The sequence below is a fragment of the Verrucosispora sp. WMMD573 genome, from assembly GCF_027497175.1.
GTDB lineage: Bacteria > Actinomycetota > Actinomycetes > Mycobacteriales > Micromonosporaceae > Micromonospora.
In genome coordinates this window covers 4,449,098-4,465,329 of sequence record NZ_CP114901.1, presented here as the reverse complement: position 1 = coordinate 4,465,329, position 16,232 = coordinate 4,449,098, and the positions used below count along the sequence as shown (strand labels likewise).

Annotated in this window: 16 protein-coding genes; 5 read left to right on the top strand and 11 right to left on the bottom strand. The window is 70.9% G+C overall.

The genetic code is table 11. From position 1 onward, the window contains the following. Positions 1-7: 7 nt before the first annotated feature. The gene (locus O7601_RS20300) at positions 8-808 is read right to left on the bottom strand and encodes an inositol monophosphatase family protein (RefSeq protein WP_281562674.1); all 801 of its coding nucleotides are present in this window, start codon (positions 806-808) and stop codon (positions 8-10) included. Between the two features lie 81 nt (positions 809-889). After that, positions 890-2,038 carry a serine hydrolase domain-containing protein gene (locus O7601_RS20295; protein ID WP_281562673.1) on the bottom strand — a complete coding sequence of 383 codons (1,149 nt, stop codon included), beginning with the start codon at positions 2,036-2,038 and terminating at the stop codon, positions 890-892. Positions 2,039-2,310: 272 nt separating this feature from the next. On the opposite strand from O7601_RS20295, the gene O7601_RS20290 reads away from it, so the two are divergent. Both O7601_RS20290 and O7601_RS20285 read left to right on the top strand, forming a co-directional pair. Next, positions 2,311-3,336: a LacI family DNA-binding transcriptional regulator gene (locus O7601_RS20290; protein ID WP_281562672.1), complete on the top strand. Its 1,026-nt coding sequence runs from the start codon at positions 2,311-2,313 to the stop codon at positions 3,334-3,336. A gap of 74 nt (positions 3,337-3,410) precedes the next feature. Next, on the top strand, positions 3,411-3,623 hold the full coding sequence (locus O7601_RS20285) for a hypothetical protein (protein ID WP_281562671.1): 213 nt from the start codon (positions 3,411-3,413) through the stop codon (positions 3,621-3,623). A 58-nt stretch (positions 3,624-3,681) separates the two neighbouring features. Here the strand turns inward: O7601_RS20285 and O7601_RS20280 are convergent, their stop codons facing one another. Beyond that, complete coding sequence (locus tag O7601_RS20280; RefSeq protein ID WP_281562670.1) at positions 3,682-4,896, bottom strand: low temperature requirement protein A; 1,215 nt, start codon at positions 4,894-4,896, stop codon at positions 3,682-3,684. Positions 4,897-5,255: 359 nt separating this feature from the next. Here O7601_RS20280 and O7601_RS20275 point away from each other — a divergent pair, with 359 nt between their 5' ends. After that, complete coding sequence (locus O7601_RS20275; protein ID WP_281562669.1) at positions 5,256-6,452, top strand: epoxide hydrolase family protein; 1,197 nt, start codon at positions 5,256-5,258, stop codon at positions 6,450-6,452. 26 nt (positions 6,453-6,478) lie between these two features. On the opposite strand, the gene O7601_RS20270 is transcribed toward O7601_RS20275, so the two are convergent. The 8 genes from O7601_RS20270 to O7601_RS20235 all read right to left on the bottom strand — a co-directional run bounded on the left by O7601_RS20270 (position 6,479) and on the right by O7601_RS20235 (position 14,068). Further along, complete coding sequence (locus O7601_RS20270) at positions 6,479-7,552, bottom strand: oligopeptide/dipeptide ABC transporter ATP-binding protein (protein ID WP_281562668.1); 1,074 nt, start codon at positions 7,550-7,552, stop codon at positions 6,479-6,481. After that, positions 7,549-8,532: an ABC transporter ATP-binding protein gene (locus tag O7601_RS20265; RefSeq protein WP_281562667.1), complete on the bottom strand. Its 984-nt coding sequence runs from the start codon at positions 8,530-8,532 to the stop codon at positions 7,549-7,551. The genes O7601_RS20270 and O7601_RS20265 overlap by 4 nt, the downstream gene beginning before the upstream one ends. Further along, complete coding sequence (locus O7601_RS20260) at positions 8,529-9,419, bottom strand: ABC transporter permease (protein WP_093402188.1); 891 nt, start codon at positions 9,417-9,419, stop codon at positions 8,529-8,531. The genes O7601_RS20265 and O7601_RS20260 overlap by 4 nt, the downstream gene beginning before the upstream one ends. Continuing rightward, a complete protein-coding gene (locus O7601_RS20255; RefSeq protein ID WP_281562666.1) occupies positions 9,416-10,360 on the bottom strand; it encodes an ABC transporter permease in 945 nt (314 codons plus the stop codon). Before O7601_RS20255 ends, O7601_RS20260 begins: the two co-directional genes overlap by 4 nt. 18 nt (positions 10,361-10,378) lie before the next feature. Then, positions 10,379-11,914 (bottom strand): ABC transporter substrate-binding protein, encoded by a 1,536-nt coding sequence (locus tag O7601_RS20250; RefSeq protein WP_281562665.1) that lies wholly within the window; start codon positions 11,912-11,914, stop codon positions 10,379-10,381. Between the two features lie 333 nt (positions 11,915-12,247). After that, on the bottom strand, positions 12,248-12,868 hold the full coding sequence (locus O7601_RS20245) for a M23 family metallopeptidase (protein WP_281562664.1): 621 nt from the start codon (positions 12,866-12,868) through the stop codon (positions 12,248-12,250). A 43-nt stretch (positions 12,869-12,911) separates the two neighbouring features. Further along, positions 12,912-13,376: a universal stress protein gene (locus O7601_RS20240; protein WP_281562663.1), complete on the bottom strand. Its 465-nt coding sequence runs from the start codon at positions 13,374-13,376 to the stop codon at positions 12,912-12,914. Positions 13,377-13,612: 236 nt separating this feature from the next. Further along, complete coding sequence (locus tag O7601_RS20235) at positions 13,613-14,068, bottom strand: MerR family transcriptional regulator (RefSeq protein ID WP_281562662.1); 456 nt, start codon at positions 14,066-14,068, stop codon at positions 13,613-13,615. Between the two features lie 41 nt (positions 14,069-14,109). Between O7601_RS20235 and O7601_RS20230 the strand changes: the two genes are divergently transcribed. After that, positions 14,110-15,282, top strand: coding sequence for an MFS transporter (locus O7601_RS20230; RefSeq protein ID WP_281562661.1), 1,173 nt, complete (start codon positions 14,110-14,112; stop codon positions 15,280-15,282). 93 nt (positions 15,283-15,375) lie between these two features. Continuing rightward, positions 15,376-15,831 carry a GNAT family N-acetyltransferase gene (locus O7601_RS20225; protein ID WP_281562660.1) on the top strand — a complete coding sequence of 152 codons (456 nt, stop codon included), beginning with the start codon at positions 15,376-15,378 and terminating at the stop codon, positions 15,829-15,831. Positions 15,832-16,232: the final 401 nt, after the last annotated feature.

The window sequence follows — 16,232 nt, the reverse complement described above, 5'->3', positions numbered from 1 at the left end:
GCCGGCCTTACGCCGACTCCCCCTGCTCCGCGATCAGCGCCAACAGGTCGGCGTGCGTGGCCGCATCGGCCGCCGCGACGAGCCCGCCCAGGCCGCTGCGCCAGGGTTGGCCGTCGAGCCCGGTCACCACGCAGCCGGCCGCCTCACAGAGCGCGATGCCGGCCGCGAAGTGCACGCAGTCGTGCAGTCGGCCATCCGTGACGTACGCGGCGCGCCGACCGGCCGCAACCCAGGCCAACGCCAACGTGGTCGACACGACCCGGGGCCGGAAGCGCTCGATGAACCGTTCGTCAGCCAACAGCCGGGCGGCCCGGAACACCCGCTCGTTCGGGTATGGCGGATCGAGGTTCACGTCCACCAGCCCGGAGGCCGCTGACGGCGTGAGTTGCTCGTCGGCACCGGCGCGCCGCACCCGGGCGTCGGTGCCGTCGGTCCAGAAGACCTCCTGCGCGAACGGGTCCACGACGGCCGCCACCACGACCTGCGCGCCGACCCGCAGGGCCACGTTGACCGAGACCAGCGTGGTGTGTACGGCGAAGTTCAGCGTCCCGCAGAGCGGATCGACAAGCCAGACGCGCCCGTTCCCGCCTGAGCCGCTGCGTCCGCTCTCCTCGGCCAGCACGGCGTCGTCGGGTCGCGCGGACCGCAGCACGCCGAGGATGGCCTGCTCCGCCTCAACGTCGGCGGTGGTGGCGAAGTCCCCACCCGACTTCGCGAACTGGGCCACCGCTGTGCCGTGGTGCGAGCGCACCACCTCGGCACCGGCCTGCGCCGCCCGGATCGCGAGATCAGCATCGACAAGCGACATCCGACCACCGTACGGCGATCCCGGTCGCGGGTGTGCCCCGGCTCAGCCGAGCGGCTTCGCCGGGGCCACCCCGTCGGTCACCTATCGCCCGAGGCAGTCCCGGACGGCAGCGGAGAGCAGGTTGGCCCGCTCGTCGTCGAAGCCGCCCATCTGGTTGACCACATAGCCGAAGCCAACCTGGTAGGCGTCGTCGCCGAAGGCCAGGTGCCCACCGGCGCCGTCGTGCCCGAAGCTGCGTACGCCGAGCATCGGGCGGGGCACCGAGTGCACCAGGAAGCCGGTGCCCCAGCGGTGTCCCGCGTCGGGCAGCCCGTAGACCTGCTGGCCGCTGACCCGGACCGTGACCGCGTCGTCGACGGACCCGGGGCTGAGCAGCCGCGGCACACCCACCTCGGAGACGCAGGCGGCGTAGAGGCGGGCCAGGCTCTCGGCCGTGCTGACCGCGCCCGCGCCCGGGATCTGGGCGGCCTGTATGGCCGGATCGTTGAAGCTGACCAGGCCGTTCTCGTCGGCGGGGAAGGCGAAGGCGCCGCCCATGGTGATGCCGCGCTCGGCGACCGGGTCAGCGGCCGGGACGGGTTCGCCGATCGGCGCCAGCATCCAGGCGACCGCGTCGCGTTCGGCGGCCGGCAGCCCGATCCAGGTACGCAGACCGAGCGGTTCGCCGAGGGCCCGGGCGAAGTAGGCACCGGGCATCTCACCGGTGATCCGCCGGACAACCTCGCCGATCAGCCAGCCGTAGGTGATCGCGTGGTAGCTGTGCGCGGTACCCGGCTTCCACAAGGGAGTCTGCGCCTCGATGGCCTTGATCACCGGCTCCCAGGCGAGCACCTCCTCCCGGGAGAAGGGCTTGTCGAGCGCCGGCAGGCCGGACTGGTGGGTGAGCAGCCACCGAACCGGGATCTCCGCCTTGCCGTGCTGGCCGAAATCCGGCCAGTAGCGGGTGACCGGCGCATCGAGATCCAGCCGCCCCTCCTGCACCAGCAGGTACGTGCAGATCGCCATGATCCCCTTGGTGCAGGAGAAGACGACAGCGGGCGTGTCCGCGCTCCAGGGGCGTCCCGAGCGGACGTCGGCCAGGCCGCCGTACAGGTCCACGACCTTACGGCCGCGCAGGTAGACGGCGACCGCCGCGCCCACCTCCTGACGATGGGCGAAGTTGTCCCGAAACACGTCGGCGACCCGGCCGAAGCCCTCGTCGATGTCGCCGTGGATCTGGCTCTCGCTCAACCCGCTATCCCTTCACGGAGCTTTGCAGCAGGGCCTTGATGAACTGTCGCTGAAAGATCAGGAACACGATGAGGGTAGGCGTGAGGATGCGCAGCGAGCCAGCGCAGAGCAGCACCAGATCTGTGCCGAACCCGACTCGCGGTTCGCGGTACCCAATATGACGCCGAAAGGCGCTAAGGCGTCCACCGCCGCCGGTGACCACGGAGGTGACTCGATCCAGCAATGATGGGACGACAACGGGGTAGGGACGGCCGCCGTGATCGGAGGACGCAATGGGCCGCGAGAGAGCGACACTGGCCGACGTGGCGCGACGGGCCGGTCTGTCCAAGACCGCCGCGTCGATGGTGCTGAACGGGCGCGAGGGCACCCGGCTCTCCGCCGAGGCGCACCAGCGGGTCTTCGCGGCAGCGGAGGAACTCGGCTACCGACCGAACGTGGCCGCCCGCAGCCTGCGGACCCGCAAGACCGCCACCATCGCGTTCGTCTCCGACATCGTCGCCACCACCCGGTTCGCCGGTGGCCTCATCCGCGGGGCGCTGGACGCCGCTCGCGAGCGCGACCACGTCCTGCTGATCACCGAGACGCAGGGCGACGCGACGTTCGAGCGGTACGCCATCGAGGCCATTCTCGACCGCCAGGTCGACGGCGTGATCTACGCGGCGATGGCGACCCGCCGACTGGCGGTGCCTCCGGCCATCCTCGGCGGCCCGGTGGTGCTGCTCAACGCGACAAGTCCGGAGCCGTTGCCCTGCGTGCTGCCCGACGACGAGGGCGCTGGCGCGATGATCGCCGAGACGCTGCTCGCGCAGGGCCACCGGGACCGGATCGCCCTGATCGGGCGCAACCGGCAGAAGGAAGTCGACCCGGAGATCTCGCTGGCCGCCGACGCTCGGCTACGCGGCATCCGGAGCACTCTCGCCGCCGCCGGTGTCGCGCCGCTCACCGAGGGCTTCTGCCCGGAGTGGCTGCCGGAGCACGGCTACGCCGCCATGCGTACGCTGCTGGACCGCCCGACCCGGCCCAGCGCGGTGATCTGCATGAACGATCGACTCGCCTTCGGCGCGTACCAGGCGCTCGGCGAGGCCGGCCTGAGCATTCCCGGCGACCTTTCGGTGATCTCCTTCGACGACGACCCGATCGCCGCGTGGCTGCGGCCGGGGCTGTCCACGGCGGCGCTGCCACACGAACAGATGGGCCGCCGCGCGGTGGAGGTGCTGCTCGACGGGGGTGACGGCGGCGCGTCGTTCGTGCCGATGCCGCTGCTGCGGCGGCGGTCCGTGGCCGCCCCCGTCGCCTGAGCCCCACCGCCTCCTCGGCCGCACGATTGAACCCGCTCTAGTCGCTAAACCGGTTCACTGGCACGTTTCCGGCCATGCTTCGACTGCCCGACCACGAGCTGTGGTACGAGCAGACCTGGCGTGACCCGTGGGTCTTCCCGGACCCCGACGGCGACGGTTGGTCCCTCATCGGCTTCGTCGAGCACGCCGACGGCGAGTTCGTCGGGGAACTCAGCGATCCCGTTCCGGTCCGCTACGACCCCACCGTCGGGCTGGTCGCCCGGCAGCCGGCACCCGTCGGTAGGTGAGCTGCCGTCGGCCCGCGTCGACCGGGCGGTCACGGTACGCCGGGGTCCGGCTCACCGTTCACCTGCCGGTCGGTGAGGACGCCGGACGCCGCCCGGCCCGCGCGTACGGCAGCAGGACCAGGCCGACCAGGTAGGTGGCGAGCACGCCGATGGCGACCAGGGCCGGCAGTGCCCGGCCGACCGGCAGCAGGAGCAGCGGTGCGACGGCGACGACCAGCTCACCCATCCGAGCGCCCCGGCCGGACAGGTACCGCACCAACAGGGTGCCCAGCAGGTACAGCGCGGCGCCGCCGTAGAGCGCCACCGCCCCCGGCCACCCCAGCGGCTCCCCACCGGGCGTATGGGCGGCGGAGAGCGACGCCAGCACGTCCTCGAACCCGAGCGCCGTGTAGAGCACCCCGGCGATCAGCGGCAGATGTCCCAGCGAGTAGGCGTCCGCGCCGATCCGGTCCCGCCGCTCGCCGCGGGCCCGCAACAGCGCCTGCTCCGCGAGCGGACTGACCCGGTCGAAGTGGACCGACCACAGGCACGCGATCAGGATGAAACCGATCACCGCTCCGGCTAGCACCGGAAGCTTGGTGACCATGGTGCCGACGCCCACCCCGGCGGCGAGGAACGATTCGCCCAGCGCGATGATCAGCACCAGTCCGTGCCGTTCGGCGAAGTACTCGGGGCTGCGCACCGGCCACCCGCCCAGGCGACTCTGCACCACCCCGCGCTGCCCGCCGATCTCGACCAGGAAGGCCAGGGTCCACAACCAGGTCTGCGCCCATCCGCCGAGCACGGCACCGGCCAGGAGCGGAATCCAGGCCAGCACACTCGCCACGGCGAACCGCCGAATCCGCAGCCGCAGCAGCGGCTCGCCCGCCCAGTGGTAGAGCGCCAGGTGGACCGCGCGCAGCAGCACGTACGACAGGGCCAACAGCAGCGGCCCGTCCAGACCCGGCGCGCTGTCCCAGGCGCCCGGCATGACCAGCGCGGCGACGAAGAACCCGGCCATCGCGGCAAGCACCAGTACGCGTACCGGCGGTCGATCGACGCGGGTCTGATTGCCCAGCCAGAGATACCCCGACCAGGCGAACCAGAGCAGCATCAGCAACAGCAGCCCGCGGCCCATCGCCACCGGATCCGGTGGCTTCCCCATGAACGCGACGATGCGGGTGAGGGTGAAGACGAAGACCAGGTCGAAGAAGATCTCGAACGGCGTGACCATCGGCAGGTCGCGGCCGGTAGGGCGTACCCGCCACCACCGCCACTGCGTCGGTCCCGGCACTCAGTCGCGTGGCGTCGGTCGCAGGACCGGGTCGCCGTACCAGTCGTCGGCCATCACCGCTCCCACTTTCCGACCCGGTCTGCCCTGCCCACGGAGATAGACCCTAGTGCGACGTCCGGGGCAGGGAAGTCGAAATCATGACCACCGTCTTCGCCAGCTTCGTGCTGCACACGTCCCGCGCTGACCCGGCGGGCGTGTCGATCAGCGCGAGCCAGGGCTGAGCCGGCGGACCGGTCGGGCACCAGGCGTGCCGCCGACAAATCCTGTTCCGGTCACCCGGTCACCCCGCCGATGTGAGGATGAACGCGTACGGCTCGGCCGGGACGGTTCCGCTCGATTCGACCCGACAGGTGGTGAGCATGTCCCACGACGATGGGATTCGTCCCTTCCGTCTCGACACGCCGGACGAGGCGCTCACGGACCTGCGTCGCCGGATCACGGCCACCCGCTGGCCCACCCGGGAGCTGGTCGCCGACCGCTCCCAGGGCGTGCAGTTGACGACGATCCAGGAGTTGGCCCGTTACTGGTCCAGCGAGTACGACTGGCGCGCGTGCGAGGCCAGGTTGAACGCCCTGCCGCAGTACACGACCGAGATCGACGGCGTGACGATCCACTTCATCCACGTACGGTCGTCGCACGAGGACGCGCTGCCGCTGATCATGACGCACGGTTGGCCGGGCTCGGTCGTCGAACTGCTCGGGGTGGTCGGCCCGCTCACCGACCCGACGGCGCACGGCGGGCGGCCCGAGGACGCCTTCCACCTGGTGCTCCCGTCGCTACCCGGCTACGGCTTCTCCGGCGAGCCGACCGAGGCCGGCTGGGATTCCGCCCGGATGGCGCGGGCCTGGGCGCAGCTGATGGAACGCCTCGGCTACTCACGCTATGTCGCCCAGGGCGGCGACGTGGGCGCCTCCGTCACGGACGCGATGGGCCGTCAGGCACCTGACGGGCTGGTCGGGATCCACGTCAACCTGCTCGCCGCGGCGATCGGTCTCAAGGACCAACTGCCGGCGAAGTCAACGCCGGAACGCGCGGCGCACGACGCGCTCACCACGTTCAGCACGGACGGCTTCGGCTACTTCCTGGAACAGAGCACCCGACCGCAGACGATCGGCTACTCGCTGCTCGACTCACCCGTCGGGCTGGCGGCCTGGATGTTGGACCACGACACGGACAGCTACTACAAGATCTCCCGCGCCTTCGTCGACGGCGAGCCGGTGGGTGGTCTCACCCGGGAGACCGTCGTCGACAACATCACCCTCTACTGGCTGACCGGCACCGGTGCCTCGTCCGCCCGGTGGTACTGGGAGTTCGGGCGTTTCCAGGCGGCCGCCGACGCGGCCGGCCAGCCGCCGCCACCGGTCGCGGTCCCGGTCTGCTTCACGGCGTTCCCCGACGAGATCTGGGCCGCTCCCCGCAGCTGGGTCGAGACCGTCTACCCCGGAGTCGCGTACTTCAACGAGGTGGATCGTGGCGGCCACTTCGCGGCCTGGGAGGAGCCGGAACTCTTCGCCACCGAGGTGCGGGCCGCCTTCCGGCCGCTGCGGCAGCCCTGACCCGCCAACTGCCGGCGGCACCGGGGTCACGCCGACCGCATGGCTCGCACGGCCTCCTTGGCGAACAGGCACGCTGCCCGGTGGTCGGGGTCGACCTCGGCCAGCACCGGATCGGTCTCGGCACATTCCGGCCGGGCCTGCGGACAGCGGGTGCGGAATCGGCAGCCGCCCGGGGGGTCCACCGGGCTGGGAATGTCGCCGCTGAGGATGATCCGGCGACGTTCCCGTTCGACCTGCGGGTCGGCGACCGGCACCGCGGACAGCAGCGCGGCAGTGTACGGGTGGGCCGGGTCGCGCCAGATCTGCGCCGGGGTGCCGCTCTCCACGATCCGCCCCAGGTACATCACCGCCATCCGGTCGCTCATGTGCTCCACGGCAGCCAGGTCGTGGGCGATGAACAGGTAGGTCAGGCCCAGGTCCCGTTGCAGCCGGCGGAGCAGGTTCATGATCTGCGCCTGCACGCTCAGGTCGAGCGAGGCGATCGGTTCGTCCAGCACGATCAGATCCGGTTCGCCGGCCAGGGCACGGGCGATGCCGACCCGCTGCCGTTGCCCGCCGGAGAGTTCGTGGGGATGCCGGTCGGCCAGGTCGCCGCGCAACCCGACCATGTCGAGCAGTTCGTCGACCCGGCGGCGACGGGCGGCACCGCCGTCGGTGAGTCGGTGCACGATCAGCGGCTCGGCGATGCTCGCCCCGATGGTGAGCCGGGGATCCAGGGACGCCTGCGGGTCCTGGAACACCATGGCCACCCGGCGACGCAGCGCCCGCAACCGTCGCCGGGACCACCGGGTGACGTCCTGGCCGCCCACCCGGACCGTGCCGGAGGTGGGATCCACCAGCCGGAGCAGGGCCAGCCCGGTGGTGGACTTGCCGCTGCCGGACTCGCCGACCAGCCCCAGCGTCTCCCCGCGCCGCACCCGCAACGACACGCCGTCGACGGCGCGCACGACACCGGCCGGGGTCGGGAACCACACCGCCAGATCGTCGAGTTCGGCCACCACCTCGCCCGCTTCCCGCTGCTTCGGCACCCCACCGTGCGCCGCGCCATCGGCCGGCACGACCGGGCCGAGCTGATGATCCGCTCGCTGCCGCTCGCTCATCGGCGCTCCCCGTCGCTCGGCTGCGGATAGAAGGTGCGGACCTGGTGCCCGGCCGAGACCGGTACCAGCGGCGGCAGTTCGTGCTCGCAGCGGGCGTCACCCCGCACCGGGCAGCGGGGCCAGAATGCGCAGCCCGCCGGCAGGTCCAACGGGCTGGGCGGCGCACCGGCGATGGTGACCAGTTCCGCGCCGCCGGCCGCCGGGTCCGGACGGGCGGCCAGCAGAGCCGCCGTGTACGGGTGCGACGGCGTGCCGAACACGGCGTCGACCGGCCCCTGTTCGAGGATCCGGCCGGCGTACATGACCGCCACGGTGTCGGCGATGCCGGCGACCACACCCAGATCGTGGGTGATCCAGACGACCGCGGTGCCGAGGCGTCGTTGCAGGTCGGCGACCAGCTCGACGATCTGCGCCTGGGTGGTGACGTCGAGGGCCGTGGTCGGCTCGTCGGCGATCAGCAGGTCCGGCTCGCAGGCCAACGCCATGGCGATCACCACCCGCTGGCGCATGCCGCCGGAGAACTGGTGCGGGTACGCGTCCACCCGCTGCCCCGCTGACGGGATGCCGACCATGTCCAGCAGTTCGACGGCGCGGGACCGGGCAGCCCGCCGGGTCAGCCCGAGGTGTTCCTCGGCGGCCTCGGTGACCTGCCGGCCGACGGTGAGCACCGGATTGAGCGAGGTCATCGGATCCTGGAAGACGAACCCGATGTGCCGCCCTCGCAGTCGCCGACGGCGTTCCTCGGTCAGCCCGGTGAGTTCCGTGTCGAGCAGGTGCACCCGCCCGGTCACCCGCGCGGTGCGGGGTGCCAGCCCGGTGGCCGCGAGCACGCTCATGCTCTTGCCACTGCCCGACTCGCCGACCAGCGCCAGCGTCTCCCCGGGCTGCACCGCCCAGTCGACCCCGGCGACCGCGTGGGCCGGCCCACGCCGGGTGCCGATGGTGACGGTGAGGTCCTCGACGGCCAGTACCGGCTTCATGCGGTGCTCCTCCTGGCTTCGCTGACGGTGAGCTGGCGGGGATCCAGCACGTCCCGCAGCGCGTCACCGACCAGGTTGAAGGCCAGGACCGTGAGGAAGATCGCCGCACCGGGGAAGAAGCCCAGCCACCAGGCGTCGGTGACGAACCCGCGCCCGTCGAACAGCATTCGGCCCCAGGCCGGATCGGGTGGCTGGACACCGAGGCCGAGGAAGGACAGCGCCGCCTCGGAGAGAATCGCGAAGGCCAGGGAGAGCGACGTCTGCACGATCAGCGGTGCCGCGATGTTCGGCAGCACGTGCCGCCGCATGATCCGCAGGTCGGACGCGCCGACCGAGACCGCGGCCCGGACGAAGACCTGTTCTCGGACCGAGAGCACGCCGGCCCGGGTCACCCGGGCGAAGATCGGCGTGTAGACCACCCCGATCGCCACCATCGCGGTGACCAGTCCCGGGCCGAGCACCGCCACGATCGCCACCGCCAGCAGCAGCACCGGGAACGCGAACAGCACGTCCATGCAGCGCATCAGCACGTTGTCGAGCCAGCCGCGGTAGTAGCCGGCGAACAGCCCGAGGGTCGCCCCCACCACCAGTGCGATGCCGACGCTGACCAGGCCGACCTGCAACGACACCCGGGCGGCGACCATGACCCGGCTGAGCACGTCGCGACCCAACTCGTCGGTGCCGAACGGGTGGGCCCAGCTCGGCGGCTGAAGCATCTGGTCGACGTTCACCTCGTTGATGCCCGACGGCGCCAGCCAGGAGCCGCCCACGCCGACCACGACAAGCACCACCAGCACCAGGCTGCCGGTCAGGGCCAGCGGATCGCGCCGCAGCGCGGCGAGCACCCGGCGCAGCTGCCCCTCATGGTTGATCGTCTGCTCGCTCATTTGACCGTGATCCTCGGATCGAGACGGGCGTAGAGAATGTCGACCAACAGGTTGACCAGGAGGAACAGCGCCGCGACCAGCAGCACCGCCCCTTGCAGGACCGGATAGTCCCGGGCCGCGACGGCGTCGTAGGTGAGCCGCCCGATGCCGGGCCAGGCGAACAGCACCTCGATCACGATCACCCCTCCGAGCAGGCTGGCCATCTGCACCGCCACCACGGTCACCACCGGGATGAGGGCGTTGCGCAGCACATGCCGCAACACCACCACCCGGGTACGCAGTCCCTTCGCCTCGGCGGTACGCACGTAGTCCTCGGAGAGCACCTCCAACATCGACGAGCGGATGAACCGGGTGAGGATCGAGGCGGTCACCAGGCCGACCGTGGCGGCGGGCAACGCCACGTGGGACAACCAGCGCCCCGGATCCTCGGTGAGTGCGACGTACCCCGACGGCGGCAGCCAGCCGAGCACCCCGGAGAAGAGCAGGATGCCCATGATTCCCATCCAGAAGTCCGGCACCGAGACACCGAACTGACTGAACACCCGGGCCGCATGGTCGACAAGCGAGCCGCTGCGGATGGCCGAGACGATCCCCAGTGGAAAGGCGACCGCCATGGCGAACACCACCGCGGTGACCGCCAGCGACAGGGTCGCCGGCAGCCGCTCCAGCACGATCGCGGTGACCGGGCGTCCACTGCGGAAGCTCACCCCGAGGTCGCCGGTCAGCGCCCGCCGCAGGTAGTCAAAATACTGCACCACCAGCGGCTGGTCCAGCCCCGCCCGGGCCCGCAGCGCCTCGTAGGTCTGCGGGTCGAAGCGAGTGCCGAGGGCGACCCGGACCGGGTCACCCGGCACCAGTTGGAGCAGCAGGAACACCACGAGGGTCACACCGAGCAGCACGATGGCCGACTGCAGCAGCCGACGGATGACGAAGCGGGCCACCTGAGGTCCCCCGCCGGATCACCGGGCGAGAGCCACGTCGCGGAACCGGATCGCCCGGTCCGTGCGTACCTCGTAGCCACTGAGCTGCTTGGACCAGCCCTGTGCCACATCGGGGTTGTAGAGGTAGATGTAGCTGGCGTCGTCCACGATCTGCTTGGCCACCTGCTCGTACTGCTGCTTGCGGGCGGCCTGGTCGGTCTCCGTCCGGGCCTGGTCGAGCAGCCGGTCGACGTTCGGGTTGGCGTACTTGTGGAAGTTGAACGTGCCGTCGCTGTGGTGCTGGGCGTAGTAGAACTCGTCGGGGTCGATGTTGCCCAGCCAGCCGAGCATGAACGAGTCGAACTTGCCGGCGCCCTGCTCGTCGAGCCACTGCGCGAAGTCCAGCGTACGAATCTCGACAGTGATCCCGACGGCCTCCAGTTGCGAGGCGATGACCTGGGCGGCGGTGACCGTCTCCGGGTACTCGCTGGTGACCATGAGGTCCATGGTCAGACCGCTCACCCCGGCCTGGTCGAGCAGCTGCTTGGCCTGGTTGACGTCGTGGGTGTACGGCGCGTACTCGTAGTAGAAGGCACTGTTCTGCGGGATCGCCGTCTGGTTGACCGTGGCCAGCCCGAACTTGGCGGCCTTGGTGATCGCCTCCCGGTCCAGCGCGAAGGCGATGGCCCGGCGGACGTTCACGTCGTCGTACGGCTTGCGTGCCTGGTTGAGCGCGAGATACCAGTAGTCGGTCGACGGCACCGACTGCACCGTCGGTTCGTCCCCGTCGAGCAACGCCGGCACCTGCTGCGGTGGCAGGTTGTCGGTCCAGTGCACCTCGCCGCCGCGCAGGTTCTGCAGGGCGACGGTGGGGTCGCTGACGAAGGTGAACCGGACGCCGTCCAGCTTCGGCTTCTCGCCCCAGTAGTTGTCGTTGCGAACCAGCCGGATGCTGTCGCCGGAGCTGTAGTTCTCCACGGCGAACGGACCACTGCCGACCGGCTTGGTGGTGATCTCACCGGATTCCACGTTGGCCTTCTGGACGATCGCCACGCCCTTGAAGCCACCGAGGTTGGCCAGCAGGTTAGGGGTCGGCGCGTTGAGGGTCACCACCACGGTCTTCGGGTCGGTGGCCTCGATCGACTTCACGGTGCCGAACTTGTACGCGTTGTTCAGCTTCTCGTCGATGATCCGGTTGTAGGAGTAGACGACGTCCTCGGCGGTCAACGGCGAACCGTCGGAGAACTTGACGCCCTCGCGGAGGGTGAACGTCCAGGTCAGCTGATCCTCGCTGGTGGTCCACTCGGTGGCCAGGGAAGGCTTCATCTCCAGGTTGGCGTCCGGCTCGACGAGCGTGTCGAAGACGTTCTCCAGCACCTGGAAGCTGTAGTAGGCGGAGGTCTTGTGCGGATCGAGCTGGTCGGGCTCGCCGCCGATCGCGGCGTTGAGCACGCCGCCGGCGCCCGCCGTGTCGTTGCCGTCGACGTCGACGCCCTCGCCCCCACTGCATCCCGCCACGGCGGCGAGCATCAGGGCGATCGTCGCGCCGGCCAACCTGAATCTGGTCCTGGACATGGTCCTCCCCCTGGATTCTTCCCCGGCAGTCGAAAGATCTTGCGAGTCTGGTCCCCCGACCTAGCGATGTCAACACAAAACGTGGCAAATTGCCCTGGTCGCCGCCTCCCTGCTCGCCCACGCTAACCGCAAACCCGCCGGCCGGCAGGGCTCAGCCCGGTGGGCGGACACGTTCGCCGTCAAGCTGTGACCCGGGCGGTCAGAGGCAGCACCAGCAGTAGAGGTGGTGACCGGCGGCCCGGGCGCGGCGGGACAGTCTTCCACGGCGCGAAAGTAGTCATCCAGAACACCCACGGGACGTACCCCATCAGGTGGGTACGACAGCACTTCGCGCTACGGACAGTTGTTGCTGGTCAGCCGCAGCGTGTACTCGGCATCGTCGTTGGTGATGCCCGACGGGGCGCCGTCGAAGTAGGTCTCCACCTTCTGCCAGCCGCGCCGCTGCTCGTAGTGCAGATGCGGGGCGCCGGAGTTACCGGTGCTGCCGATCCGGCCGATCTGCTGGCCCTGGACGACCCGCTGGCCGACCTGCACCAGCGGCGGCTCCAGCAGGTGCAGATACTGGGTCTCCCACCGGCCACCGTGGTCGATCTTCACCCAGTAGCCACCGCCACGACCCCGGGGGCCGTCCGGATTGTCCGGGGTACGACCACCCAGCGATCCGTTGATCCCGGCCACGGTGACGGTGCCCTCGTACGAGGCGAGCACCGGTTGCCCCCACGGGTCGCCGGAGAGCGGGAAGAAGTCCACGTCGTAGTCGCCGTGCCCCGGATAGGTACCGACCTGCCAGGTCTCACCGCAACCGACCGGCATCTGGAACAGCGGACGGGGCCCCGGCGGGCGCAGCACGATCACCGCCGCCACGACCAGGGCGATCACGATGCCGAGGCTGAACAGGAGCCCGAACCGGGTACGGCGGGCGCGGCGGTGGGAACGGGGGTGGCCGGTCGTCACGGCCCAGAGCATGTCAGAGACCGGCAACCCCCGTCGGTCGCGGTCAGGCCGGCACCGCCGGCACGGCTGGACCGTCCGGAGCCGGAACCGGCACCGGGAGCACCACCACCGGGCAGGTCGCCTTACGTACGCACTCCTCGCTAACCGAGCCGAGCACGGTGTGCCGCAGCCGGCCATGCCCGTGGCTGCCCAGCACCAGCAGGTCGGCGCGACGTGCGGCGGCGGTGAGCATGTCGGCCGGCCGGCCCTCGACGACCTCGGCCGAGACCGGCGCCGTCGACGTGCCCCGCGTGACCTTGCCGATCTCCCGGGACAGCAGGGCGTTGGCCCGCTCCTCCTCCTCGATCGGGTTGGGCGCGACCATGGCACCACCTTCCAGGCCGTCCCACCGCCAGGCGGTCACCGCCTGTACGGTCCCGTTGCGCTCGGCCGCCTCCCCGACCGCCCACCGCAGGGCACGTCGCCCACCGTCCGAACCATCGACGCCAACGACGATCAGGTACGTCATCGTCCTCACCTCTCTCCGTCCTGCCTCCAGTGCACCCTGCGGACGTGGAGCCGACCAGCGGCCGGAGTCCCCTCCGGACAGGCCGGACGGCCCTGCGCCGCTCAGGACCTGCGACCTGGTTCGCGTACCTGGCCAGTCCACTGTCCGGGGCGACCACCGGCAGCGTGCTCGCCGTCGATGGCGGCATGCACGGCCTACGCCTGCCGACGCCGCCGAGCCAGGGCCGGAGCGGCAGCTCAGCGGGCGAGACCGACCGCCGGGCCGGCCTTGCGAACCGACCGACGGGCCACCCCGCCGCCCGGGTCACCGGGTTTGCCCGGCCCCACCACGTCACCGCGTACGTCGGCGACGATTGTGGCGAGCAGGTCCCGGCTGGACCGCAGCGCCTCGACCTTCTCGGTCAGCAGGTCCAACTCGCCCTGAAGGGTGTCGGCCAGCCGGGCGCGGTCGGTCGGCTCGTCGGGGATCGCGGCCCGGCCGTCCAGGAGGAACCGCAGCGCCTGTCCGACCACTCCGGACGGCAGCGCGGCCGACAGCATGCACCGGATCCGGGCCACCCGGTCGACGTCGGACTCCTGGTAGATCCGATAGCCCGACTCGGTGCGTACCGGCGTCAGCAGACCCTGCTCCTCGTAGTACCGCAGCATCCGCACCGACGCGCCGGTCCGCGCGCTCAACTCACCGATCCGCATCGCTTGACTCTAACGTCGGTGTGAGGCTTTAGCGTCCCTCTGTGATCATCTACGTGCTCCTCGTCTGCTCGTTCGCCGTGGCCACCGCCGAATTCGTGCTTGTCGGCCTGCTCACCCAGGTCGCCACCGACCTGGACGTGTCCGTTGCCGCCGCCGGCCAACTGGTCACCGCGTACATGATCGTGGTCACCGTGGGCGGTCCGGTCGCCACCGTGCTGACCCGCCGGCTGCCGCGCCGGGAGCTGCTCGCCGGCACCATGGCGCTGGCCACGGTGTCCGCGGCGGCCAGCGCCATGGCCACCTCGTACCCGATGCTGCTGTCGGCCCGGCTGGGCTCGGCGCTGGCGCAGGCGCTGTTCATGGCGGTGGCCTCCCAGGTGGCCATGGCCTCGGTCCCGCCGCGGCGGCAGACCGTCGCGGTGGCCCGGCTGTTCGGCGGATTCGCCCTGGCCACCGTGCTCGGCCTGCCGCTGGGCAGCCTGATCGGTGAGGCGTACGGCTGGCCGGTCACCTTCGTGGCCGTGGCCGGCATGGCCGCGCTGGGGCTGCTCGGCGTGCTCGTCTTCTGCCCCCGCATCCCCACCCCGCCGCCGGCCGGGGTCCGCGACAGCATCGGTGCGCTGCTGCGTCCCGGCATCTACGCCGGGCTCGGCGTCACCCTGCTGGCGTTGACCGGCTTCGTGGCCGCGTTCACCTACGTCGCGCCGATGCTGCGTACCGTCACCGGCCTGAGCCCCGGCTGGGTCAGCGTCGGCCTGGTCGGCTACGGCCTCGGCACCATCGCCGGCAACCTGCTCGCCGGCCGGGTACGCCCCCAGGCGATCACCCGCCGGCTGCCCCTTGCCGTCGGCGCGCTGACCGCGCTCCTGCTGGTGCAGCCAGTCCTGCTGCCGGTCGCCCCGCTGGCGCTGGTCGGGCTGGCCCTGCTGGGCGCGACGGCGTTCCTGGTCGTGCCGCTGGTCCAGACCTGGCTGATGGGTCAGGTCGACGCGGCCACCACCGGTCTGGTCGCCGCAGTGAACATCTCCGTCGCCGGTGCCGCCGGAGCCCTCGGCGCAGCGCTCGGCGGCACGGTGCTCGCGGTCGGCCTCGGCCCGGCCTGGATCGGCCCGGTCGCCGCCGTCTCCGTCCTGGCCGCCACCCTCGTCGCCACCCGCCTCCACCGGATCTCGTCGGCGCGCGGGCCTTCGCCCGAGGCGTTGGTTCAACGGTGAGGCGAGCGTCTGCCGGCTCGGCGGCACCCGGGGCGTGCGGGGCCGGTGAAACGGGGTCGCCAGTGCCGTCACCAGCCCGCTACGGTCCGCCCTATGCGGTTGGAAAGGATCACGCAGGAGAACTACGAGGCGGCGCTGGCGCTGTCCGTGCGCCCGGACCAGGAGGACCTGGTCGGACCGGTGGTCAAGTCGCTCGCCGAAGCGTATGTCTTTCCCGACAACGCCTGGCCGAGACTGATCTACGACGGAGACTCGCTTGTCGGGTTCCTGATGGCCTTCCTAAACATCCAGTGGAACTCCGGTCGCGATCCCGACGACCGACGGTCCGGCCTCTGGCGGCTGAACATCGCGGCTGACGCCCAGGCACGCGGCTATGGTCGCTTCGCCGTGGCAGCCGTGTGTCAGGAGATCCGGGTCCGGGGCGGCACGCGGGCGTACGTGACCTGGAAGCCTCGGGCCGGCGGCCCGGAAGCCTTCTATCTGAAGCTCGGTTTCCGGCCTACCGGCGAGCAGAGCGGCGGCGAAACGGTCGGCGTGCTCGACCTCTGAGCACAGGTCTCGTCTCGGGCACTGGTCACAGCGCTGCTTCCGCGGCGACATTCGCGGCCAGCGACGTCCGGAGCCATGTCTCTGGTACCGGCTCACGGATGGCGGTCGCCGCCGCGGCGATCGGAGGGGTGCTCGCCCTGGCGACGGTGGTGGCTGCGGCCCTACGTGATCGAGGTCCAACTCCCCAGCAGGAGGTGGCCAGCGAGGGCGTACGGATCTCGGTGCCAGCGCAGTGGCCACGCAATGCCCTCAAATGCGGTACGCCGATGCGCGACACCTACATCGTGGACCTCGATGTGATCGCGGGCTGCGCCGTGTTGCCGGATGGCCGGACGCGGCAGGTGGTGGTGATCCCCGACCAGCAGGTATCGGGCAGACCGACCTCGACGTGGCGCGCATGT